This is a genomic window from Mesorhizobium sp. M1329 (assembly GCF_040318035.1).
Lineage (GTDB): Bacteria > Pseudomonadota > Alphaproteobacteria > Rhizobiales > Rhizobiaceae > Mesorhizobium.
In genome coordinates this window covers 163,541-184,605 of the sequence record NZ_JAMYLN010000005.1, presented here as the reverse complement: position 1 = coordinate 184,605, position 21,065 = coordinate 163,541, and the positions used below count along the sequence as shown (strand labels likewise).

17 protein-coding genes are annotated in these 21,065 nt (G+C 64.6%); 4 read left to right on the top strand and 13 right to left on the bottom strand.

The window, feature by feature from the left end; genetic code table 11:
- The first annotated feature begins 18 nt into the window (after positions 1–18).
- Positions 19–2,721: an ATP-dependent helicase gene (locus tag NKH21_RS07155; RefSeq protein ID WP_352863746.1), complete on the top strand. Its 2,703-nt coding sequence runs from the start codon at positions 19–21 to the stop codon at positions 2,719–2,721.
- A 12-nt stretch (positions 2,722–2,733) separates the two neighbouring features.
- Here the strand turns inward: NKH21_RS07155 and NKH21_RS07150 are convergent, their stop codons facing one another.
- From NKH21_RS07150 to NKH21_RS07130, 5 genes are all read right to left on the bottom strand, one after another.
- Positions 2,734–3,777 (bottom strand): ABC transporter permease, encoded by a 1,044-nt coding sequence (locus NKH21_RS07150; protein WP_352863743.1) that lies wholly within the window; start codon positions 3,775–3,777, stop codon positions 2,734–2,736.
- Entirely contained in the window at positions 3,774–4,565 is a 792-nt protein-coding gene (locus NKH21_RS07145; RefSeq protein ID WP_352863741.1) for an ATP-binding cassette domain-containing protein, read from the bottom strand. The genes NKH21_RS07150 and NKH21_RS07145 overlap by 4 nt, the downstream gene beginning before the upstream one ends.
- A gap of 83 nt (positions 4,566–4,648) precedes the next feature.
- On the bottom strand, positions 4,649–5,656 hold the full coding sequence (locus NKH21_RS07140) for a substrate-binding domain-containing protein (RefSeq protein ID WP_352863739.1): 1,008 nt from the start codon (positions 5,654–5,656) through the stop codon (positions 4,649–4,651).
- A 105-nt stretch (positions 5,657–5,761) separates the two neighbouring features.
- Positions 5,762–6,667, bottom strand: a complete 906-nt coding sequence (locus tag NKH21_RS07135) for a sugar phosphate isomerase/epimerase family protein (RefSeq protein WP_352863873.1) — start codon at positions 6,665–6,667, stop codon at positions 5,762–5,764.
- Positions 6,667–7,701 (bottom strand): Gfo/Idh/MocA family protein, encoded by a 1,035-nt coding sequence (locus NKH21_RS07130; protein WP_352863737.1) that lies wholly within the window; start codon positions 7,699–7,701, stop codon positions 6,667–6,669. The genes NKH21_RS07135 and NKH21_RS07130 overlap by 1 nt, the downstream gene beginning before the upstream one ends.
- A gap of 194 nt (positions 7,702–7,895) precedes the next feature.
- On the opposite strand from NKH21_RS07130, the gene NKH21_RS07125 reads away from it, so the two are divergent.
- Positions 7,896–8,921, top strand: coding sequence for a LacI family DNA-binding transcriptional regulator (locus tag NKH21_RS07125; RefSeq protein ID WP_352863735.1), 1,026 nt, complete (start codon positions 7,896–7,898; stop codon positions 8,919–8,921).
- Positions 8,922–8,931: 10 nt separating this feature from the next.
- Here the strand turns inward: NKH21_RS07125 and NKH21_RS07120 are convergent, their stop codons facing one another.
- From NKH21_RS07120 to NKH21_RS07095, 6 genes are read right to left on the bottom strand one after another with little or no spacing between them, the layout of a single operon-like run.
- Positions 8,932–9,849: a ribokinase gene (locus NKH21_RS07120; protein WP_352863733.1), complete on the bottom strand. Its 918-nt coding sequence runs from the start codon at positions 9,847–9,849 to the stop codon at positions 8,932–8,934.
- Positions 9,850–9,880: 31 nt separating this feature from the next.
- Positions 9,881–10,756 carry a MurR/RpiR family transcriptional regulator gene (locus NKH21_RS07115; protein WP_352863731.1) on the bottom strand — a complete coding sequence of 292 codons (876 nt, stop codon included), beginning with the start codon at positions 10,754–10,756 and terminating at the stop codon, positions 9,881–9,883.
- Entirely contained in the window at positions 10,753–11,730 is a 978-nt protein-coding gene (locus NKH21_RS07110) for an ABC transporter permease (protein ID WP_352863729.1), read from the bottom strand. The genes NKH21_RS07115 and NKH21_RS07110 overlap by 4 nt, the downstream gene beginning before the upstream one ends.
- Positions 11,727–13,271 (bottom strand): sugar ABC transporter ATP-binding protein, encoded by a 1,545-nt coding sequence (locus NKH21_RS07105; RefSeq protein ID WP_352863727.1) that lies wholly within the window; start codon positions 13,269–13,271, stop codon positions 11,727–11,729. The genes NKH21_RS07110 and NKH21_RS07105 overlap by 4 nt, the downstream gene beginning before the upstream one ends.
- A gap of 57 nt (positions 13,272–13,328) precedes the next feature.
- Positions 13,329–14,387 (bottom strand): sugar ABC transporter substrate-binding protein, encoded by a 1,059-nt coding sequence (locus NKH21_RS07100; protein WP_352863725.1) that lies wholly within the window; start codon positions 14,385–14,387, stop codon positions 13,329–13,331.
- Positions 14,388–14,427: 40 nt separating this feature from the next.
- Complete coding sequence (locus tag NKH21_RS07095) at positions 14,428–15,417, bottom strand: TIM barrel protein (protein WP_352863723.1); 990 nt, start codon at positions 15,415–15,417, stop codon at positions 14,428–14,430.
- A 247-nt stretch (positions 15,418–15,664) separates the two neighbouring features.
- On the opposite strand from NKH21_RS07095, the gene NKH21_RS07090 reads away from it, so the two are divergent.
- A complete protein-coding gene (locus NKH21_RS07090) occupies positions 15,665–17,143 on the top strand; it encodes an esterase-like activity of phytase family protein (RefSeq protein WP_352863721.1) in 1,479 nt (492 codons plus the stop codon).
- Between the two features lie 144 nt (positions 17,144–17,287).
- Here the strand turns inward: NKH21_RS07090 and NKH21_RS07085 are convergent, their stop codons facing one another.
- On the bottom strand, positions 17,288–18,076 hold the full coding sequence (locus NKH21_RS07085) for a L,D-transpeptidase (protein ID WP_352863719.1): 789 nt from the start codon (positions 18,074–18,076) through the stop codon (positions 17,288–17,290).
- Between the two features lie 192 nt (positions 18,077–18,268).
- Between NKH21_RS07085 and NKH21_RS07080 the strand changes: the two genes are divergently transcribed.
- Positions 18,269–19,741 carry an MATE family efflux transporter gene (locus NKH21_RS07080; RefSeq protein WP_352863717.1) on the top strand — a complete coding sequence of 491 codons (1,473 nt, stop codon included), beginning with the start codon at positions 18,269–18,271 and terminating at the stop codon, positions 19,739–19,741.
- Between the two features lie 9 nt (positions 19,742–19,750).
- Here NKH21_RS07080 and NKH21_RS07075 read toward each other — a convergent pair whose 3' ends face one another.
- A complete protein-coding gene (locus tag NKH21_RS07075; protein WP_352863715.1) occupies positions 19,751–20,938 on the bottom strand; it encodes an MFS transporter in 1,188 nt (395 codons plus the stop codon).
- Positions 20,939–21,065 lie beyond the last annotated feature (127 nt).

Here is a 21,065-nt window from a genome sequence, read left to right as displayed (position 1 = left end):
CACTACATTCGGGGAGAGATGTCCGGGTTTTCGGAAGACATGCCTTTTTTTGATGAACCGAACGCGCGGCCCATGGCCCCGTCGGGCATTGCCGCGCGCGCCATGGCTGCCCGCGGCAACCAGAACAATGCGCCCGATTATCTCAACGGCCTCAACCCCGAGCAGCGGCTGGCGGTGGAAACCACCGAAGGCCCGGTGCTGGTGCTGGCCGGCGCCGGCACCGGCAAGACGCGGGTGCTCACAACGCGCATCGCCCACATCCTTGCTACCGGCAAGGCCTTTCCCTCGCAGATCCTTGCAGTGACGTTCACCAACAAGGCGGCGCGCGAGATGAAGCAGCGCATCGGCCTGTTGATCGGCGACGGCAATGTCGAGGGCATGCCGTGGCTCGGCACCTTCCACTCGATTGGCGTGAAGCTGCTGCGCCGACATGCCGAGCTGGCCGGGCTCAAATCCGACTTCACCATTCTCGACACCGATGATGTCGTACGGCTGATCAAACAGCTTATCCAGGCCGAAGGGCTGGACGACAAGCGCTGGCCGGCCAAGCAGTTCGCCCAGATGATCGACGGCTGGAAGAACAAGGGCCTTGGGCCCGCCGACATCCCCGAGGGCGATGCCCGTGCCTTCGCCAACGGCAAGGGCCGCGAGCTCTACAAGGCCTATCAGGAGCGGCTGAAAACGCTGAACGCCTGCGACTTCGGCGATCTGCTGTGCCACCCGATCCGCATCTTCCGGGCCAATCCGGACGTGCTGAAGGAATACCACAAGCGCTTCCGCTACATCCTCGTCGACGAATATCAGGACACCAACACCGCGCAGTACATGTGGCTGCGCCTGCTGGCACAGCGGCCTCAATCCTCCCCCCTTGAGGGGGAGGTGCCCGCGAAGCGGGCGGAGGGGGTTGCCGCAGAAGGCACCGCCGATGCGTCGAGCACTGCCGCACGGACCCCACCCGGCCGGGCTTTGCCCGGCCACCCTCCCCTCAAGGGGGAGGGAAATCCGCGGCCAGCCACCGTAAATATCTGCTGCGTCGGCGACGACGACCAGTCGATCTATGGCTGGCGCGGCGCCGAGGTCGACAACATCCTGCGCTTCGACAAGGATTTTCCCGGCGCCACCATCATCCGGCTGGAGCGCAACTACCGCTCGACCGCGCACATCCTCGGCACCGCGTCGCATCTCATCGCCCGCAATGAGGGCCGTTTCGGCAAGACGCTGTTCACCGAAAAGATCGCCGAGGACGACGAGAAGGTGCATGTCCATGCCGCCTGGGATTCCGAGGAGGAGGCCCGCGCCGTCGGCGAGACCATCGAGTCCTACCAACGCCAGAAGCACAATCTCAACGACATGGCGATCCTCGTCCGCGCCTCCTTCCAGATGCGCGAATTCGAGGACCGCTTCGTCACGCTCGGCCTCAACTACCGCGTCATCGGCGGCCCGCGTTTCTACGAGCGGCTCGAGATCCGCGACGCGCTGGCCTTCTTCCGCGTCGTCGCGCAAGGCGCCGACGACCTCGCCTTCGAGCGCATCGTCAACGTGCCGAAGCGCGGCCTGGGCGAGGCCACAATCCGCCAGATCCACGACACCGCACGCGCGCTGCGCATCCCGATGCTGGAGGCGGCGGCAAAACTTGCCGAGAGCGACGAGCTGAAGCCGAAGCCGCGCGCGGCACTGCGCGAGGTATCGGCCAATTTCGAGCGCTGGCAGAAGGCGCTGGAAACCACGCCGCACACCGAGCTGGCCGAGACCATCCTGGAGGAGAGCGGCTACACCGACATGTGGAAGAACGACCGCTCGGTCGAAGCGCCCGGCCGGCTGGAAAACCTCAAGGAGTTGATCCGCTCCATGGAGGAGTACGAATCGCTGCGCTCCTTCCTCGAACATGTCGCGCTGGTGATGGACGCCGAGCAGAACGCCGAGCTCGACGCCGTCAACATCATGACGCTGCATTCGGCCAAGGGCCTCGAATTCGAAACCGTGTTCCTGCCCGGCTGGGAGGAAGGCCTGTTCCCACACCAACGCTCGCTCGACGAGGGCGGCCGCTCAGGGCTGGAGGAGGAACGCCGCCTCGCCTATGTCGGCCTGACCCGCGCCAAGAAGAACCTGCACATCTGGTTCGTTTCCAACCGCCGCATCCACGGCCTCTGGCAATCGACCATCCCGTCGCGCTTTCTCGACGAGCTGCCGGAAGCCCATGTCGAAGTTTCCGAGAGCGGCAACTCCTATGGCGGCTACGGCAATGCCTATGGTGGCGGCTCGTTCGCCTCCGGTCGTGGCGGCCAAGGGGCAGGCAGGCAGAACCCTTATGGGGCGTCGCGCTTCGACAATCTTGGCGGCAACAACGGCGCTGAAAAATCCGGCGCCTTCTCCAGCACCTATGCGACACCGGGCTGGCAGCGCGCTCAGGCCAACCGCACCGAGGCGACCGACCGCAATTGGGGCACGCGCTCCGGCCACCAGGTCGAGCGCATCGGCTATGGCGAAACCGACTCCGGCTACGGCGCCGGCCGCACCTCGATCAAGGGCCGCACCATCGACGGCGAACTGGTCGCCAAATCCGTCGCCGACACGCCGTCCCCCTTCAATGTCGGCGACCGCGTCTTCCACCAGAAATTCGGCAACGGCAACATCTCGGCAATCGAAGGCAACAAGCTGACCATCGACTTCGACAAAGCCGGCCAGAAACGCGTGCTGGACGGTTTTGTCACGGGGGTGTGAGGTCGCCTGTCGTTAGCGATACCGCGCCTGGTTCCACTTATGGCCAAGCAGCGACAAGATGATAATTAGTCCGTTGAAGAACTGGACGTAGAAGCCGCTCAGTCCCGCCGCGACGACACCGGTCTGGATGAATGAGACGGTGACCGCGCCGATCGCGCCGCCGACGACGGTGCCGATGCCGCCCCAGGTCGGGGTGCCGCCGACGAACACCGATGCCAGCACCGGCAAGAGATAACCGTCGCCCGCCGTCGGCCACCAGGTGAAGTTGATCATCACCGAGAACGTGCCGGCGATCGCCGCGCCGATGCCGACGAAGACGAACACCTTCACCCTGACGCGCTTGACGTCGATGCCCATCTGCTGGGCGCTGTCGGGATTGTCGCCGACCACCTTGACCTGCGCACCGAAGCGATGGCGGTTGTAGAGCAGCGCCGACAGCACGACGAAGGCGATGGCCCAGAAGATCTGCACCGGAATGCCGTAAAGCTGGCTGGAGAAGATCTTGTAGGCCCAGCTGTCGGCAAGGCCGGTCAGTGCCGTCGACCTGCCTTCGTTGATGATCTGGATCAGGCCGCGCAGCAGGAAATTCATGCCGAGCGTGGCGATCAGCGACGACAGCCCGCCGTAGACGACCAGAGAGCCGACCAGGAAGCCGAGCAGCATGCCGGTGACCATTGCGGCGGCGATGCCGAGGAACGGGTCGTAGCCGGCCTGCACGACCAGCGCGAACACCCAAGAGGCGAAGCCCATCGTCGCCGGAAACGACAGGTCGATCTCGCCGCAGGTGACGACGAAAACCAGCGGCACCACCACGAACAGCGCCACGGGCAGCGTGGTCAGCACGGAACTATAGAGATACCAGCTGGTGAAGACCGTCGGATTGGCGATCATGAACACCGCCATCATCACGATGAACACCGCAAGCGTGCCGAGTGCGGCGCGGTTGTCGAGGACAAAGCCGCGCATCCAGTGATCGGACGGGTGTTTCCATGCCTTCGGGGCGGCTTCGCTGCTGCCGAGAGGGGTTTGCAGATCGGGCTCCATTGTCTTGCTCATCGCGTTGCCTGCTCCCCGGCGTCGTGCAATCCCGCCAGTCCGCCGGGGTGTGCCACGTCTTCCATGAAATTGATGAGGTCTTCGGCCGACTTGACCTCGCTCCGGTCGGCGCTGAGCGCGACCTTGCCGCGATCGAGCACGACGAAGCGGTCGGCGATATCGAAGACGTGGTGGATATTGTGGCCGATGAACAGGATCGACCGGCCGCTCGCCCGCACCTGGCGCACAAAATGAAAAACCTTCGCCGTTTCGGTCAGCGACAGCGCCGTCGTCGGCTCGTCGAGGACGATCAGGTCGGCCTTCTTGTAGATGGCGCGGGCGATTGCCACGCCCTGGCGTTCGCCGCCCGACAGCTGGCCGACGATCGACTGCGGCGTGAACACCTTCGAGGTGAAGCCGATCTCGCGCATCAGCCGGCTCGCCTCCGCGATCTCCTTGTTGACCTTCAGCCAGCCAAGCCAGCCGGTGAGCTCGCGGCCCATGAAGATGTTGCGCACGATCGTCTGCTGCACGGCGAGCGCCCGGTCCTGGAACACCGTTTCGATGCCCGCGTCGCGCGAGCGCGCGGCGCTCCACCCGGTCACCTGTTTGCCGCGAATGAGGATTTCGCCGCTGGTCGGCTTGACCACGCCGGAGAGGATCTTGATCAGCGTCGATTTGCCGGCGCCGTTGTCGCCGATCAGGCCGACCACCTCGCCGCGGTCGACGCTGAGATTGACGCCGCCAAGTGCATAGACCTGGCCGTAGGACTTGCTGATGTCACGCAGTTCGATGAGGCGTTCGGCCATGGCGGTCCTCGCTTGATTTCGTGCCGGCGTCTTCGCCAGCGGCCCCGCCGGCCGGGCTAAATCCCGGCCGGCGGCTTGGGAGGTCAGCGCAGCGCCTGCTTGGCCAGCTCGGCGACAATCTCGTAATTCTGCGGCGTGACGAAGCCGGCGCCGGTGTCGACGTTCATTGGCGCCAAACCCAGCACCACTTGCTGGCAGAGGCTGAGGATCGGCAGATAGCCCTGCAGGAACGGCTGCTGGTCGGCCGTCAGCTGCACCCAGCCGCCCTTGAAGCCCTCGACGATCTGCGGGCTGGTGTCGAAACCAAAGTTGAAGATGTCGCCCGGCTTCCTGCCGGCCGCCTGCATGTAGGTTGGCACATTGCCCAGCAGCTGCCCGCCGGGATAGCCGACCGCCTTGACGTCGGGATTGTTGAGCAGTGCTGCCGTGATCACCGGAATGGCCAGATTGGGGTCGGCTGCCCACTCGGTTTGAGAATTGATTTGAACGACGTCGATGCCGACCTCTTTCAGTGCGGCGACCGTGCCGCGTTCGCGCGCGCCGCGGCTCTCGTTCTCGAACGGGCCGATCATGATCGCCTTGTCGCCGGCCTTGAGCCCGGCCAGCTTGAACGCCTCGGCGCCGAGCGCGCGGCCCTGCTGCTCCTGCTGGGCGCCGACATAGCCGCCGCCGAACGCCGCCGTGACCGTCGGCACCGGCACGTTCTGGTACATCATCTTGATGCCGTCCTTGTGCGCCTGTTCGGCCAGCGGCATGATCGCGGCGTCGCCTGGGTGGCCCATCATGGCGATGCCTTGGGGCTTGACCGCAACAGCCTCGCGCAACTGCTGGACCATCTTCTCCACGTCCCACCCAGAGAAGATATAGTCGACCTTGGGCCCGAGATCGGCGGCCGCCTGCTTGGCACCATTATAGACGATGGTGCCGAACGCATCGCCCTCCGCTCCGCCGGCGAAGAAACGGATATGGACATCCTTACACCATTGCGCATCGAGCGCCTGCGCTGGCAAGGTCGAGAGTGCGGCGGCGAGCGCCATCGCGGCCGCCGCGACGGTCGAGCGCAAAACTGTCCTTCTCATCGTAATGCTCATGCACTTATCCTCCCTTTATTCCCTCGCTAGCCGAGGGGTTTTGACGATCGCTTCGGCAATGCGCCGCAATCTTTCGCTGGCCGGCACCTCCCGCCGGCCGACTTCTCACACCGGGTTCGGCAGATAGCTCGCGCCTCCCCGGCATTGTTGGAGATAATCCAGTGCCCGCGCCTGGCCGGTGATCTCGAGATCGCCGCGGTAGACCGGGTCGTGCCAGCCCTCGATGTCGATGGCACCTTTGTAGCCGACCAGCCGCAGCTCGCTGATCACCCGCGTCCAGTCGCTGTCGCCGAAGCCAGGCGTGCGCATTTGAACGAACGGCAGGCGGCCGAACACGCCATGTTCACGGATCACGTCCCAGCGCACCGTCGCGTCCTTGCCGTGGACGTGGAAGATGCGCGGCGCCCATTTGCGGATCTGCGGGATCGGGTCGATCAGGTAGACCAGCTGGTGGCAGGGCTCCCATTCCAGACCGAGATTGTCGTCCGGCAATTCATTGAACATCAGCTCCCAGGCGTCTGGATTATGGGCGATGTTCCAGTCGCCGCTGGCCCAGTTGCCGTCCATCGCGCAGTTCTCGAAGGCGATGCGCACGCCCTTGTCTGCGGCACGCTTTGCCAGCTTCCCCCAGACCTCGCGGAAACGTGGCAGGCTGTCGGGCAGCGGCTTGCCGCGGATGCGGCCGGTGAAGCCGCTGACCATATTGGTGCCGAACAGATGCGCGTTGTCGATGATCGTTTCCCACGCCTGGAGCACGCCGCGATCGACTTCACCGCTCTCCAGCGGGTTGCCGAACACGCCGATCGACGAGATGACAACATCGGCATCGCCGATCGCCTCGCGGATCTCACCTGCCAGCCGCGGAATGTCCTTGCCGCCCAGCGTCTGCCAGAAGAACGGCTGAATGCTCTCGAAGCCGAGCGGCAGGATCTGCCTGACATAGGCGGCCGGGTCATCGAGATTGGCCTTCACCATTGTGCCAATCCTGATGTCGAGCAGCGGGTTTGGCATCATGATCCTTCCTGTGCAGCGATGGCGACCCGGCGCCCGGTTTCGGCACTCTCGATCGCAGCGAAAACCATGGCCAGGCTCTTGATGTTGTCGGCGCCGCGCGTCTCCGGCTCGGTGCCGGTTTCGACGGCGCGGACGAAATCCTGGATAATGCCGAGATGGCCGCCGACGCGATCGGCCGGGTCGAGCGGCGGCACGGCTATCGATTCGGTGCGGTCGAACAGGCCTTCACGGACCGGCCGCACGACCTCCGCCTTCAGCCCGTCCTCGCCGTCCCAGACAATGCTGCCGCGCTCGGCGACGATACGCCATGTACTGTCCCAGCTGGTGCGGAAGCCGGCCGCGCACCAGCTGCCGGCATAGGTGAACAGCTTGCCGCCGCCGAGGTCGAAGCTTGCGGCTGCCGACGACCCTTGCCGATACCAGGAATTGACCGGCTCCCACTCCTGGCAATAGACGCCGGCCGGTTCGCCGGCCACCATGTAGCGGGCCGCGTCGAATGTGTGGATCGCCATATCGAGCAGCAGCACATGGCGCATCTCCTCGCGAAAACCGCCGAAATGCGGCGCTACGAAGAAATCGGCGTGGATGCTGGTTGGCGCACCAATGGCGCCGGAATCGAGAAAGCGCCGGATGCGCCTGACATTGGCGACATAGCGGCGGTTCTGCACGACGGCATGGATACGCCCGGCGCTGCGGGCGGCCTCGACAATGGCACGCGCATTATCCGGGCTGTCGGCCAGCGGCTTTTCGGTCAAGAGATGGCAATGGTGGGCAAAGGCGGAAAACGCGACCTCGCGGCGGGCGGCGGGCACCACCACGTCGAATACCGCGTCGGGCCTGGTCTGGTCGAGCACGGCGTCGAGGTCGGTTCCGATAACGGCGCTCGAAAGCTCGTATTCGCGCGCCCTCGCCCGCGCCCTTTCGGCGTCGAGATCGACCAGGCCGATAATGGCGAGCCCATCGATCTGCCTGGCCGCATCGAGCCAGGCTTTGCTCATCGCTCCGCAGCCGACCAGGACGACATTGATCATCCAGCACTCCTCCCTCTCGGCCCCTCCAGACCGATCGTCACGGCATTCACGGCAGAGCCGTAAACCTTTTCCGTAAACGTTTACGAGAACACACCCGATGGCGTAGAATGTCAATTAGCCGGTGCGAAAAATCGTCCTGCCGGCTTGGCCCCGAGAGCTGCCGGTGCTAGCCACGTAAGGGGGAGAACTGTCCTTTGGCGTCCAGTATTCACGACCTTGCGCGTCACCTGAATATTTCGATCGGCACGGTGTCGCGCGCGCTCAACGGCCGCGCCGACGTCAATGCCGACACACGCCAGCGCGTGCTCGATGCGGCCAAGAAGCTGAATTATTCGCCGAACCAGTCCGGCCGTAGCCTGCGGCGCGGCGCCACCCATTCGGTCGCCTTCATGCTGCAGCCGCATCCGGGCGACCAGGAATATGGCGAGCCGTTCTTCATTCCGTTCCTGACCGGGCTGCAGGCCAAGCTCGCCGAAAGCGGGCTCGACCTGATCGTCGTGATGGGTGCGCCGGGCGACTATCAGCAGGAGCGCCTGCGCCGTGTTGTCGAGACCCGGCGGGCGGATGCAGTGGTGCTGGCGTGGACGCGGCGCGAGGACGAGCGCATCGACTATTTGACCCAGTCCGGTTTCCCGTTCGCGACGCTCGGCCGCAGCCGCTCCGGCGGCGATTCATATCCCTCGCTCGACCTCGACTTCGAAAAAGCCGGGGCTGACGCGGTCGATCGCCTCGTCGCACGCGGCCACCGCCGCATCGCCGCTATCCGCCCGTCGCTCGACCTCAACTTCGGCTATCTGTTCCTCGCCGGCTACCGCAAGGCGTTGCGGCGGCACGGCATCGAATTCGACCCCGAACTGATTGCCGACGGCTTCATCAACGAGGCCGGCGGCTACGCGGTGACGCCCAAGGTCATGCGCTCCAAGGACCCGCCGACCGCCATCATCTTCAACAATGACGCGATGGCGCTTGGCGGCTGCAAGGCTCTGGCCGAGACGGGCATCAGGCCCGGCCACGACGTTGCGGTGATCGTCATCGTCGACACCCCGCTTTGCCGCTATTTTTCGCCAGCGCTGACCGGCTTCCGCCCGGCGCTTGAGCCGATGGGCGAGCGGCTGGCCGAAATGCTGCTGGCATCGATCCCGGCTTATGCCGGCGCCGAAGGCGCCCGCATCACCCGCGAAGTCTGGCCGCTGGAGCTTATCGCGCGCGACAGCGATTGAATCGCGGCGATCACTGAGCAGGCTGAGGTCGGTCAAGCCGGCCCCGCTCGCGCTCCGGCGTTGCGACCAGCGAGGCAGCGGCGGCATTGGCGGCGGCAAGTGCCGCTTCGACAGGCTCTCCACGCCCAAGCCCCGCCGCAAAGGCGCCGACGAATTCATCGCCGGCACCGTGGGTGCTGACCACCTTCACCGGCATCGCCGGCAAGGCGAATGCCTGGCTGTCGCGGTCGCAATAGGCGACCCCCTCCCCACCTGCCGTGACAATCGCAGCCGGATAGGAACCGACGAGCATACCGGCCGCCTTCGCCGCACCCTCGAGCGTGTCGACGACAGGAACGCCGGCCAGGAATTCCGCCTCGATGGCGTTGACGATGACGATGTCGGTGAGCGCGATCAGCTCGGCGGATAGATTTCGGGCGGGCGCCGCGTTGAGGAGGACGCGGCCGCCATGCGCCTTCACCGCCCGCGCCGCGACAATGTTGGCGGCGTCCGGCACCTCGTTCTGCAGCAGCAGCACCGTCGTTTGCGCGATCAGCTCACCCGCCTCCGCAATCTCCTTTTCGCCGAGAGTGAGATTGCTGCCCGAGACGATCACCGCGCCATAGTCGCCGCTGGCGTCGAAGATCGCCACGCTCATGCCCGAGCCGGCGCCGGAAGCCACTCCCACGAAGCGCCGGTCAACGTCGTTGCGATCGAGATTGTCGAGAAGCGCCCGGCCGAAATCGTCATCGCCGACAGCACCGATCATTGCCGCACGCACACCGGCCCGCGCTGCCGACACCGCCTGGTTGCCGCCCTTGCCGCCGCATTTTGGATGCCAGGCATGGCCGGTCACCGTTTCGCCCTTGCGTGGGCGATCGGGGGCTTCGACCATGATATCGTAGTGCAGGCTGCCGAATACGGTCACCAGCGGCGGAGGAGCCGTCATGTGCCCCAGACCTTCATGAGCCGCTTGCCTTTCATGAGTTCTTATCTTTCCGTTTCGACGTCACCGCAGACATGGTGCGGCCGAGATTGCGCTCCGCCGCCTGGTAGTCGCGTTGCGCGACTGCGACGAACAGCGCGTCGAGAATGTTGAGCTGGGCAATGCGCGCCGCTGCGTTCTCACCCATCAACGGCGAGCCTTGCGCGGTCGAGCAGAGCACGATGTCGGCTACGGCTGCCAATGGCGAGTTGTCATAGTTGGTGATGGCCAGCGTGCGCGCGCCGCTTTTGCGCGCAAGTTGGATGGCGTCGATGACGGCGCTCGTGTTGCCGGAATGCGAGAAGCCGACAGCAATGTCGTCGGCGCCGAGCAGCGAGGCCGACATTAGCATCATGTGCGAATCGTCATAGACAGAGGTGCGGATGCCGATGCGCAGGAATTTGTGCGAAACGTCGCGTGCGATCTGTGCCGAGCCGCCAACGCCGTAGAAATCGCGATTCCTGGCGCGGGAAAGCAGATCGGCGGCACGGTCGAAATCGTCCATGTCGAGGATGGCGAGCGTCTCCTCCAGCGCCTGGATGGAGGTGCGGAACACCTTCTGCACGATCTCGGCCGAACTGTCGTCCACCGACAGCTCCTGATGCATCTCGGCGGTCGGCAGGCGGCTGTACTCATAGACGGCGGTGCGGAAATCGCGATAGCCGGAAAAACCCAGCTTCTTGGCGATCTTGACCACCATCGCCTCCGACACACCGGCCTCCTCGGCGATCTGCTTGAGCTGTATGGTCTCATCGAAACCGCGCCGTCCGAAGACGGTTTCAACCACCTTCGCCTCGAGCGGCGTCAGATGCGGCATCATCATGCGGATGCGCGGTCCTACTGCTTTCAGGTCCAGGCCGGTCAAGGTCATCCACGTCCCCTCGTCACGCGATCGATAAGCATCGCGGCGAGGATTATAAGGCCAGTTGCCAAGAGCTGATAGAAGGACTGCACGTTCATCAGCGTCAGGCCGTTGCGCATACTGCCGAGGATGACGGCACCCAGGATCGTGCCGACGACGCTGCCCTTGCCGCCCATCAGCGAGGCGCCGCCGATCGCCGCCGCTGCTATGGCGTCGAGCTCCCAGAGATTGCCCAGAATGGGTTCGGCCGCACCCAGCCGGCCGATCAGGACCTGCGCTGCAAGCGCTGCCAGCAGGCCCGAGATCATATAGGCGGCGATCTTGGTGCGGGCGATCGGCACGCCGGCTATGTAGGCTGCCTCCTCATTGCCGCCGACGGCGAGCAGATATTCGCCGAACGGCGTCTTCTTGAGGACGATCCAGGCAATCAGCGCGACGACGGCCACGATGATGACGGCCAACGGCAATCCGAACAGCGAGCCGTTGAAGATGGCGCGAAAGCCGGCAGGCAGGCCGAGCACCGGATTGCCGCCGGTATAGATCAGCGCCAGTGCCCGGTAGGTGCTCAGCGTGCCGAGCGTGACGATGAAAGGCTGCAGCCCGACATAGGCGACCAGCACGCCGTTGAGCAGTCCGCAGGCAAGGCCGATGGCGAAGCCGGCGGCGATGGCCAGCGGAAACGGCACGCCGGCAACCAGCATCGAGGCCGAGATGACGGCCGAAAGGGCTGCCGTCGGCCCGACGGACAGGTCGACGCCGCCCGAGATGATCACCAGCGTCATGCCCAACGCCAGGCAGGCATTGATGCTCGACTGCTGCAGGATGTTGATCAGGTTACGCTCGGCAAAAAAGCCGGGGACCAGCGCCCCGAAGACGGTAAGGATCACCACCAGGCCGATCAGCGTGCCGGCGTCGCGCACGGAAAACCGGTGCAGGAAATCTGCCCTTGGGCGCGCTGCTGTGTGTTGCGTTATTTCGGTCATCCGCTGGTCCTGTCCGTTATGCACCGGCGATGTCCTTGCGCCTTGCCGGCCTCAATCTCCGTTTGGGGTATGGCGTGCGCGGCGATCACGTGTTCGCTGAGACTTGCGCGGCCCAGTTCGGCGGCGACCGTGCCGTCGCGCATGACCAGCACGCGGTCGGCGAGCCGGATCACCTCGGGGAGTTCGGACGACACGACGATTACCGAATGGCCTTCGGCGGCGAGTTCCTCGATCAGGTGGTAGATCTCCGCCTTGGCGCCGACATCGATGCCGCGCGTCGGCTCGTCGAACAGAAGGATCCGCGTTCCGGCCGCCAGCCAGCGGCCGATGATCGCTTTCTGCTGGTTGCCGCCGCTGAACAACCGGATCGGCCGATCGAGCAGGAACGGCCTGAGATTGACGCGTTTCATCTTCTCGGCAGCCACGCGCTTCAGCTGGCGATGATCGATGACGCCGCGCGGCGCGAACACGCCCATCGAGGCCAGCGCCATGTTGCTGGAGATCGACCGCAACGGCACGATGCCTTCGCGCTTGCGTTCCTCCGGCACCAGGCCGATGCCGGCCGCAATCGCGTCGCGCGGACTGGAAAGCTGTACCGCCTTGCAGTCGATCTCTATTGCGCCTGATGAGGCCCGGTCGGCACCGGCGAGCAACCGCAGCAGTTCGGTACGACCCGACCCGACCAGGCCGGCAATGCCCAGCACCTCGCCGCGATGCAGCTCGAACGAAACGTCATGGACCTTGGACGCCGAGGCAAGGCCGCGCACGCTCAGCCTGATCTCGGCGGAAGCATGCGAGCGGTGCTGTTCCTGGGCAAGCTCGCGGCCGACCATCATCGAAACGACGGCCTTTTCCGAGACCTGTGCGATATCGACGGACCCGACCACGGCGCCGTCGCGCATGATGGTGGCGCGCTGGCAGATGCCGAACACCTCGTCCAGCTTGTGCGAGACATAAACGACGGCGACACCGTCGCGCGCCAGACCGGCAATCACCTCGGCCAGTCGTTCGAACTCGCTCGGCGTGAGGCTCGACGTCGGCTCGTCCATCGCCACGATTCTGGCGCGGTCGAGCAGCGCCCGGCCGATCTCGACGATCTGCCGCTGCGCCACCTTCAGGCTGCCCAGCGGGGCTGCCGGATCGATGGTCGGGTCGATGGCGGCCAGCGCTTCCGCAGCACGGCGTTCCTGCTCGCGCCGTGCGACGAAGACGCCGCCGCGCGTCAGCGGATGGCCGAGAAACATGTTCTGCGCGACGCTAAGACGTGGCACCTGCTGTAATTCCTGATGGATCATCGCCACACCGGCGGCGCGCGCCGCGACCGGGGTGTTCAGCATGGCCGGCTTTCCGTCGATGAGCACGCGTCCCGCTGTCGGCCGGTAGACGCCTGACAGGATGCGCAGCAGCGTCGACTTGCCGGCACCGTTTTCGCCAAGCAGGCCATGGATTTCGCCGGCGCCGACCGAAAAGGACACATCGCTCAGCGCCCGTACGGCCGGAAACAGCTTGGAAATGCTCTCGAATTGCAGCCGCGCTGGCATTGCTTCAGTTCTCCAGGCAAAGGTGCCGACCCAAGGCCGGCACCCGCCGCCCCTGCTCTATTGGCCCACTGCCGCGTCCTCGAGCAGCGCCTTGCGCACGGAATCGCCACCGCCTGAGTAACGGTCGGCATTGTCCTTGGTGATCAGCGCCTGCGGCGTGGCGACGACGCGCGGCAGCTTCTGCCCGGCCACCAGCCGCAGCGCCGATTCCAGCGCCACCTCGCCGGTCAGCACCGGGAAAGAATCGACGGTACCGGTCAGCTCGCCGGCGCGGATCGAGGCATAAGCGTCGGAAATCCCGTCGGTGCCGAAGACGGCGACTTTGTCCTGCAGGCCGGCGGCCTTGACCGCTTCGACGATGCCCAGCGCCATGCCGTCATTGTTGGCATAGAAGCCGATCAGGTCGGGGTGCTGCTGCAGGATGTTGGTGGCCGCGTCGTAGGAGGTCTGGCGATCCCAGTTGCCGGGGACGCTGGCGACGACCTCGAATTTGCCAGCCTCGGTGATGGTGGTCTTGAAGCCGTCGGTGCGCTGGACGGCGGCGTAGACGCCGGCCTGGCCTTCGACGATGGCAACCTTGCCGCCATCCGGCCGGTTCTTGATGAACCATTTGGCGACGCGCACGCCGTTGTCGCGCTGGACATTGCCGACATAGTGCTCGGCCTGCGGGATGACCGCGTCATTGACGTTAACCACCGGCACATTGGCTGCCTTGGCCTGTTCCATGATCGGCTGCAAGTTGGAGTCGGTCTGCGGCGAGACGAGAAGCACGTTGTAGCCTTGCGTGACCAGGCCTTCGGCGATGGTGAGCTGCCCGAGCTGGTCGCCCTCGCTTTGCGCCGCTTGGTAGACGACGGGTACGCCGGTGCGGTCGCCGAACGACTTGTAGCCCTCTCCCAGCGAGCGCCAGTATTCGTTGGTCAGCGTCTTGGAGACCGCACCCGCCTTGGTGCCCTCGGGCAGCTTGGGGAAAGCCCCGAACTTGGCCTCGAGCTGCGACCAGTCGATGCGATCCTTCTCGGTGTCGGAATTGAGCGGCGCGAGGTCCGCGGAAAACGAGGACCTTACGGACAGCGCCATCAGTGCAGCGGTAGCGGTGGCAAGCAGAAATTTCATGGTCTTTCCTCCCTTGTTGAAAACAGTGATGGCCCCGGCCTCAGCTGTCCGGCCCGAGCATGGCTTCCTGGATTATGGCCTGCGAGGCGACCGCGTCCTGACGGTCGATGGCAGTGGATAGGCGATTGTCCTTTTCCAGCCGATCGACGACGCGCAGCATGCGCTTGACAGTCGCGATGTTGACTTCGCATTCGTGGACCGGGTCGAGCCCGGTCATGTCGGGGAACGTGTCGAAGTAGATTGCCCCGGCATAGCCGTCGCGGCGGATCTGCCTGAGCAGCTCGATCGTCTGCAGCGTGTGCACTGCGCCGACCATCAGGCCGTCGTCGCGCTTGGCGTAGCCGTCGTTGAGATGCACGCCGAGCAGCTTGCTATGGCGCGCCACGAGTGCTGCGGCAAAGGCCGGCTGCTCGTCGGCATAGAGCACATGCGCGAAATCGAGCGTCACGCCGAGATTGGGCAGGCCGATCTCGCGGATCGCCAGCAATGTCGTCGCCGCATCGGGCATCAGGCTGTAGGAGCGCGGCTCGTTGGGTTTGTATTCAAGGCTGATCTGACAGCCCGGGTCATGCGCCACTACTTCACGAATGCCATCGATTTCGTGTTGCCAGAGTGTTGCGTAGTCAGCTTGGAAGGCGTAGTCGAAGCCATCCTGCCCCAACCACAATGTCATCAGGCTGGCGCCGGCATCGCGCGCGGCGTCGATGCCGGCCTTGGTCAGGTCGATGGCCTCGCGGCGAACGGAAGGATCCGGGTTGGTGAAGGCGCCGAGCTTGAAAGCCGGGTTAGAGTAGTAGCGCATGGCGAAGCCATTGATCGAAAGCCCGAAATCGCCGAGTTTGCGCGCCATTTCCGCAGGTTTTTCATCGACATGGTCGGGAAAGTTGAGGTCGAGATCGGTCAACTCCGCAACCTTCGCCGCACGTGCCGCCATTTGCAGCATGGACGGTTTGCCGACAAGATCGGGCCACTCGGACTGTGGCCGCGAGGCAAAGGAATTGAGGCGGGTGGCGAAACGATAGGCGGTCATCGGGGTCCTTTCATTGTCATAACTTTACACAAGAATGATTACTTGTAAAGTTGTTAATGGCTCGCTCGGCGACGACGAATTCGCCATACCCAGGCCAGTTGCGACCACGGGGGACAAGCAAGCGCGGCACTGTCACGCAAGTATCACGTTCGCGTCCTAGATCGCTTCTCCGAAGGCTTACGCGGCGTCCTTGATGCGACGCGACGCCTTTTCAGATCCCGGCAGCTTTGTCTCAAGGAGGATATCCATGAAAAACCTGCACCGAACCGCGTCCCTCGCCGTCGCGCTGGCGATGTTCACCGCCTTGACCCCGGCCTTGGCTGAAAACGCCGCGACAGTCGGCGGCGTCAGCTTCGTCAACAAGGGCCTAGTCGGTGTCGGCCGCATCCCGGCCAGCCAGAAGGACAAGTTCGGCGAGACGTTTGGGTCCGGCTCCGGCATGTCGATCGATGCTGCCGGCTGGACCCATGGGGCGGACGGCTACAAGGGCTCGCTTTGGCTGCTGCCGGATCGCGGCTACAATGTCGTCGGCACCACCGACTATCGCTCGCGTTTCAACACGATCGCCATCGAGTTCGCGCCGGCCGCGCCGGGTGCCACACCAGCCGCCGGGCAGGAACAGTCGGGCCTCAAGGCAACCTTAGCCGACACCATGCTTTTGACCGACGACAAGGGCGCCGACGCAACCGGCCTCGATCCGCTCAACGGCGTGCGCGCCGCGGCCGACGACATGCCGATCCTGCCCGAAGCCAACGGCAAGCTTGCGCTCGACAACGAGGCGATCGTGCGGCTGCCCGACGGCACCATGTTCATCTCGGACGAATACGGCCCGAACATCTATCGCTTCTCCGCCAATGGGCGTCTGATGTCGGCAACGCAGCCGCCGGCGGCGCTTGTCCCGATGCGTCATGGCACGCCGAACTTCGCGTCCGACAATCCGGGACCTGGCGCGGCGGACCCAGATCCGAAGGATCCCGAAACCGGCCGCCAGAACAACCAGGGCCTTGAAGGCATGGCACTGACGCCCGACGGCAAGTTCCTGATCGCCGTGCTGCAGTCGGCACCCAGACAAGATGGCGGCGATTCGCCCTCGACGCGCCGGAACACGCGCGCGCTGGTCTACGATGCTTCGGATCCTGACCAACTCAAGCTCGCGCATGAATATGTCGTGCCGCTGCCGGTGTTCACCGATGCCAAGGGCAAAACCAAGATCGCCGCGCAGAGCGAAATCGTGGCGCTGTCGGACAAGACCTTCCTGATGCTGGCGCGCGACAGCGGCAACGGCCAAGGGCTGAAGGGCGACACTTCGCTCCATCGCGAGATCAGCATCGTCGATGTGTCGGCGGCAACCGATATCGCCGGCACAGAGTTCGACAAGGACAAGCCGGTTGCGCCCAAGGGTGAGCTCGATGCATCGGTGACGCCCGCCAAGCTGACGCCGTTCATCGACATCAACGACAAGAGCGAGCTCGGCCGCTTCGGGCTGCACAATGGCGCGCCCAACGACCGCAACAACCTCTCAGAGAAGTGGGAGGCGATGTCGGTGGTGAGCGTCCTCGATCCAAAGCTGCCCGACGACTATTTTCTGTTCGTCGCCAATGACAACGACTTCCTCACCCAGGACGGTTTCCAGGTCGGCGCGGCCTACAAGGCCGAGGATGGCGCCGATGTCGACACCATGTTCCTGGTTTATCAGGTCACGATTCCCGGCCTCGCCAAGAAGTAGCGGCACCCATACAGGCGGACGCGCCGAACGCGTCCGCCTGAGCCGGCGATTGAACGGTCGTGCGCTTCAGTTGCGGCTCGCCCGCGCAAGAAATGGTCTTAAAGGATCAATGCGCCGTGAAACGGGGTTGCGGCACGAGGGCACTCACTTCAGCATCTCCGCGTCCCTTGGCACGCCGGCATCGATCGGCTCAGCCGTCCTGTTCGACACGGCGGCGATCTTCCCGGCGGCCGACAGGTTCGGGCGCACGAAGACCGGCGCGACGCCGTCGACGCGGCTGTAGAGGTCGATAATGTCCTGATTCATGAAGCGCACACAGCCGGATGAAGCGTTCCTCCCAATGGAATCCCACTCCGGTGTGCCGTGCAGCCGGTACATCGTGTCCTTGCCGTCGCGGAAGAGATACAGCGCGCGGGCGCCCAGCGGGCTGTGCGGACCGGGCGGCATGCCGTCCTTGTATTTCGCCAGTTCCGGCCGGCGCTGGATCATTTCCGGCGGCGGCGTCCACACCGGCCACTTCTTTCTCGCCTGAACCACGGCACTGCCGGTCCATCCGAAACCGGCCTTGCCGAGGCTGACGCCGTAGCGAATTGCCTTGCCGCCGTCGCGCACCAGGTAGAGGAAGTGCTCGGAAGTATCGACGACGATCGTGCCCGGTTTTTCACCGGTCGGATCGGACACGATTTGGCGGACGAATTTCGGATCGATCTTGGCTACCGGTATTGCCGGCAGTTGATAGCCCTCGTCGACGCGCGCCGCATACATGCTTGCGGCATCGCCGAAAGCCGGCTCGCTTGGCGCCGCTGTCACCGGCGGCGCCGCCACGTCCGTCGTGGTGCACGCCGAAAGAGCCACGGAGGCCGCGCCCAGAGCCGATGCACCGAGAAAGGCGCGCCGGTTCAGGCGCTCAAAAAACAACGGAATATCGGACATGAGCCCCCCGGCTTGCCCATGAGATCCAGGAAATGCGGCCCCACGCGTGCAGGATCAATATACGATTCCGGAAGGTTTGAGAAATGCTTAGATCAAGGCACGCCAGGCGGAATTTGCGACGCCGCATCGACCTCTCCCGTTAAATCGGCAATCATTGCGGACTCAAGACAAGCCTTCGCCGAGTTGCCTGCCATGGACGACAACATGCCCCCGCGCCGGCGGACCGGCGACCTCACCAGTGGGCCTATCCCGCGCACCCTTTTGCTGTTTGCCCTGCCGGTGCTCGGCTCCAATGTGCTGCAGTCGCTCAACGGCTCGATCAATGCCGTGTGGGTCGGTCGTTTCCTCGGTGAAGCGGCGCTGACCGCCACGTCCAATGCAAACCTCGTGCTGTTTCTCATCCTCGGCACCGTCTTCGGCATCGGCATGGCGGCGACCATCCTGGTCGCGCAATCCGTCGGCGCTCGTGACCTGCCCGAAGCCCGGCGCATCGTCGGCACCAGCGCCACCTTCTTCTTCCTCGTCTCGGTGGTGTTCGCGGTCTGCGGCTGGATCTGGGTCGATGCGATCCTCGATGCACTCGGCACGCCGGCCGATGCTTTGCCGCTGGCGCGCTCCTATCTGCGCATCATCTTCCTGGCCGTGCCGATGATGAACCTGCTCTCCTTCGTCATGACAGTGCTGCGCGGCGCCGGCGACTCGCGCACGCCTTTCCTCTTCATGGCGCTGGCCGTCGTGCTCGACGTCATTTTGAACCCGTTGCTCATCCTCGGCATCGGCCCGTTCCCCGAACTCGGCATCGCCGGCTCGGCCGCCTCGACGCTGATCGGCCAGACGGTAAGCGTGGTTGCCATCCTGATCGTGCTTTATGCGCGCAAGCACCCGCTGCGGCTGGCCGGCGCCAATCTTGCTCTGCTGCGGCCGGACCCGGCGCTGCTGCGACTTGTCGTCTTCAAGGGCGTGCCGATGGGCCTGCAGATGATCGTCGTCTCGTCCGCGGCTCTGACGGTGATGGGCATGGTCAATTCGTACGGCTCGCAGGTCGCAGCCGCCTACGGCATAGCCGCACAGCTCTGGACCTATATCCAGATGCCGGCACTCGCCATCGGCGCCGCGGTGTCGTCCATGGCGGCGCAAAATGTCGGCGCCGGGCGCTGGGACCGGATCGGCCGCATCGCCGCCTCCGGCGTCGGCTTCAACCTTGTGCTCACCGGCGTGCTTGTCGCGCTGCTGTTCGTATTCGATCGCGCGGTGCTCAGCCTCTTCCTCGGCAGCGACAGTGCAGCAATCGACATCGCCACTCACATCAACAAGATCGCGTCGTGGTCCTTCATCCTGTTCGGCATCACCATCGTGCTCTTCGCCACCGTGCGTGCCACTGGCGCGGTGATGCCGCCGCTGATCATCCTGGTGATCTCGGTGCTGCTGGTGCGCACCAGCTTCGCCTATTTCTTCCGAAGCGTGATCGGCGAGGAAGCGCTGTGGTGGAGCTTTCCGGCCGGCTCGATAACCTCGCTCGTGCTGGCCGCGGCCTATTATCGCTTCGGCCGCTGGCGCAGCCTGCACATGATCGAGAGCCGGCCGGCTGCCGGCGAACCGCCGGATACCGGCCTCGGCGTACCGCGCCAGCGCGCCCATCTTTCACCCGAGACGCCGAACGGCTGAAAGGCCGGCTCAGCGCGCGTGTTTCGCGCCAAAGCCGAGCGCCACCAGCGAAAAGACGACAATCATGCCGGCAAAGGCCACGCTTGCCACGGTCGCGCTTGTCATGGTCGACAGGACGCCGATGCCGATCACCGGCAGCGCGTTGCCGCAAAAACAGCAGATGAAGAAGGCCGAGACGACTTCCGCGCGCCGGTCCGCCGGCGCGATCTCGTTCACCACTTGCAAGCCGCCGCGATAGCCGAGCGCTGCCGCCACGCCGCACAAGGCGGTCCCGGCAATCATTATGGCCATCGAGGCGAAGACCTGCGCCGCAACAATCAGCGCGACGGTTGGGATCATCAGCGCAAGCGCTGCGAACATCGCGGCTCGGCTCGAAAGTCGTGCTGTCGCTACAATGGTGGCGGCCGTCACGATCGCCAATTCAAAGAACAGAGCGCCGGCTTCGGCATGATTGGTTACCTGCAGTTGTTGCGCCAAAATGCTCGGTGCGAGTGCTGCATAAAAGCCGACCAGCGCCATTGCGCCAAAGCCGGTCACCGCCGGCGCAACGAAACTTGCGCGGATGTCATCGGGCACGGAAAGCCGCGGCCGCATCGAAACGTCAGCCAGTCTCCCCGGCCGCGAAACGGTTTCCCGCGTGCGCCAGACCAGCAGGGTTACAGTCGCGAGCATCGCAAGGTAGGCGACGAATGTCAGCCTGAGCGGCCAAGGCGCGTATTCGGCGAGCAACCCGGCCCCCAGCGCACCGAGGCCGAGGCCGAGGAAATTGGTGCTGGTGGCAATCGTCGCCGCCTGTGACTTGTCGTCGGTCGGGAGCAATTCGGCGAGCCAGGCGGTGCCGGTACCCGCGCCGACCCCGATTCCCAGTCCGCTCAGAATTCGGGCGACATCGAGCCAGGCGACATTTTCGGCGAACAGGAAAACCACCGCGCTGACAACGGCCACCGCCATCCCGGCCAATGCCATTGGACGGCGCCCGATGACATCGGACACACGCCCCAACATCAGCAGCGCCGCCAGATTGCCGATGACATAGACGGCGTAGACCAGCGTCAAAGTGATCTGCGAGAAGCCGAAGACCTGCTTGTAGATGATGTAAAGCGGCGTCAGCGCCGTGCTGCCGGCGAAAAGAGCCGCGATCATGGCGGCCACGGCGGCCGCTGCAGCGCGGCCGCCGAGTTCGTGATCGCGCGTCATGACTCGAACGTGAGCTGTCATTTTTTTCGACCTTTTGCTGTTCGGGATCTGACGTCCTAACGCCTTTTTCGCGTCAGCCGTTCCCCCTCCCCGGCTTGCTCCTGACAAGTTTGGCAGCTTTGCCGAT

What these genes read in the sequence shown, in the direction of transcription:
- NKH21_RS07090 (WP_352863721.1), top strand. Translation starts at nt 15,665, where the DNA reads ATGAAAAACCTGCACCGAACCGCGTCCCTCGCCGTCGCGCTGGCGATG.
- NKH21_RS07095 (WP_352863723.1), bottom strand. Translation starts at nt 15,417, where the DNA reads ATGACCGCCTATCGTTTCGCCACCCGCCTCAATTCCTTTGCCTCGCGG.
- NKH21_RS07105 (WP_352863727.1), bottom strand. Translation starts at nt 13,271, where the DNA reads ATGCCAGCGCGGCTGCAATTCGAGAGCATTTCCAAGCTGTTTCCGGCC.
- NKH21_RS07115 (WP_352863731.1), bottom strand. Translation starts at nt 10,756, where the DNA reads ATGACCTTGACCGGCCTGGACCTGAAAGCAGTAGGACCGCGCATCCGC.
- NKH21_RS07150 (WP_352863743.1), bottom strand. Translation starts at nt 3,777, where the DNA reads ATGAGCAAGACAATGGAGCCCGATCTGCAAACCCCTCTCGGCAGCAGC.
- NKH21_RS07130 (WP_352863737.1), bottom strand. Translation starts at nt 7,701, where the DNA reads ATGATCAATGTCGTCCTGGTCGGCTGCGGAGCGATGAGCAAAGCCTGG.
- NKH21_RS07120 (WP_352863733.1), bottom strand. Translation starts at nt 9,849, where the DNA reads ATGACGGCTCCTCCGCCGCTGGTGACCGTATTCGGCAGCCTGCACTAC.
- NKH21_RS07110 (WP_352863729.1), bottom strand. Translation starts at nt 11,730, where the DNA reads ATGACCGAAATAACGCAACACACAGCAGCGCGCCCAAGGGCAGATTTC.
- NKH21_RS07080 (WP_352863717.1), top strand. Translation starts at nt 18,269, where the DNA reads ATGGACGACAACATGCCCCCGCGCCGGCGGACCGGCGACCTCACCAGT.
- NKH21_RS07135 (WP_352863873.1), bottom strand. Translation starts at nt 6,667, where the DNA reads ATGCCAAACCCGCTGCTCGACATCAGGATTGGCACAATGGTGAAGGCC.
- NKH21_RS07155 (WP_352863746.1), top strand. Translation starts at nt 19, where the DNA reads ATGTCCGGGTTTTCGGAAGACATGCCTTTTTTTGATGAACCGAACGCG.
- NKH21_RS07145 (WP_352863741.1), bottom strand. Translation starts at nt 4,565, where the DNA reads ATGGCCGAACGCCTCATCGAACTGCGTGACATCAGCAAGTCCTACGGC.
- NKH21_RS07100 (WP_352863725.1), bottom strand. Translation starts at nt 14,387, where the DNA reads ATGAAATTTCTGCTTGCCACCGCTACCGCTGCACTGATGGCGCTGTCC.
- NKH21_RS07085 (WP_352863719.1), bottom strand. Translation starts at nt 18,076, where the DNA reads ATGTCCGATATTCCGTTGTTTTTTGAGCGCCTGAACCGGCGCGCCTTT.
- NKH21_RS07075 (WP_352863715.1), bottom strand. Translation starts at nt 20,938, where the DNA reads ATGACGCGCGATCACGAACTCGGCGGCCGCGCTGCAGCGGCCGCCGTG.
- NKH21_RS07140 (WP_352863739.1), bottom strand. Translation starts at nt 5,656, where the DNA reads ATGAGCATTACGATGAGAAGGACAGTTTTGCGCTCGACCGTCGCGGCG.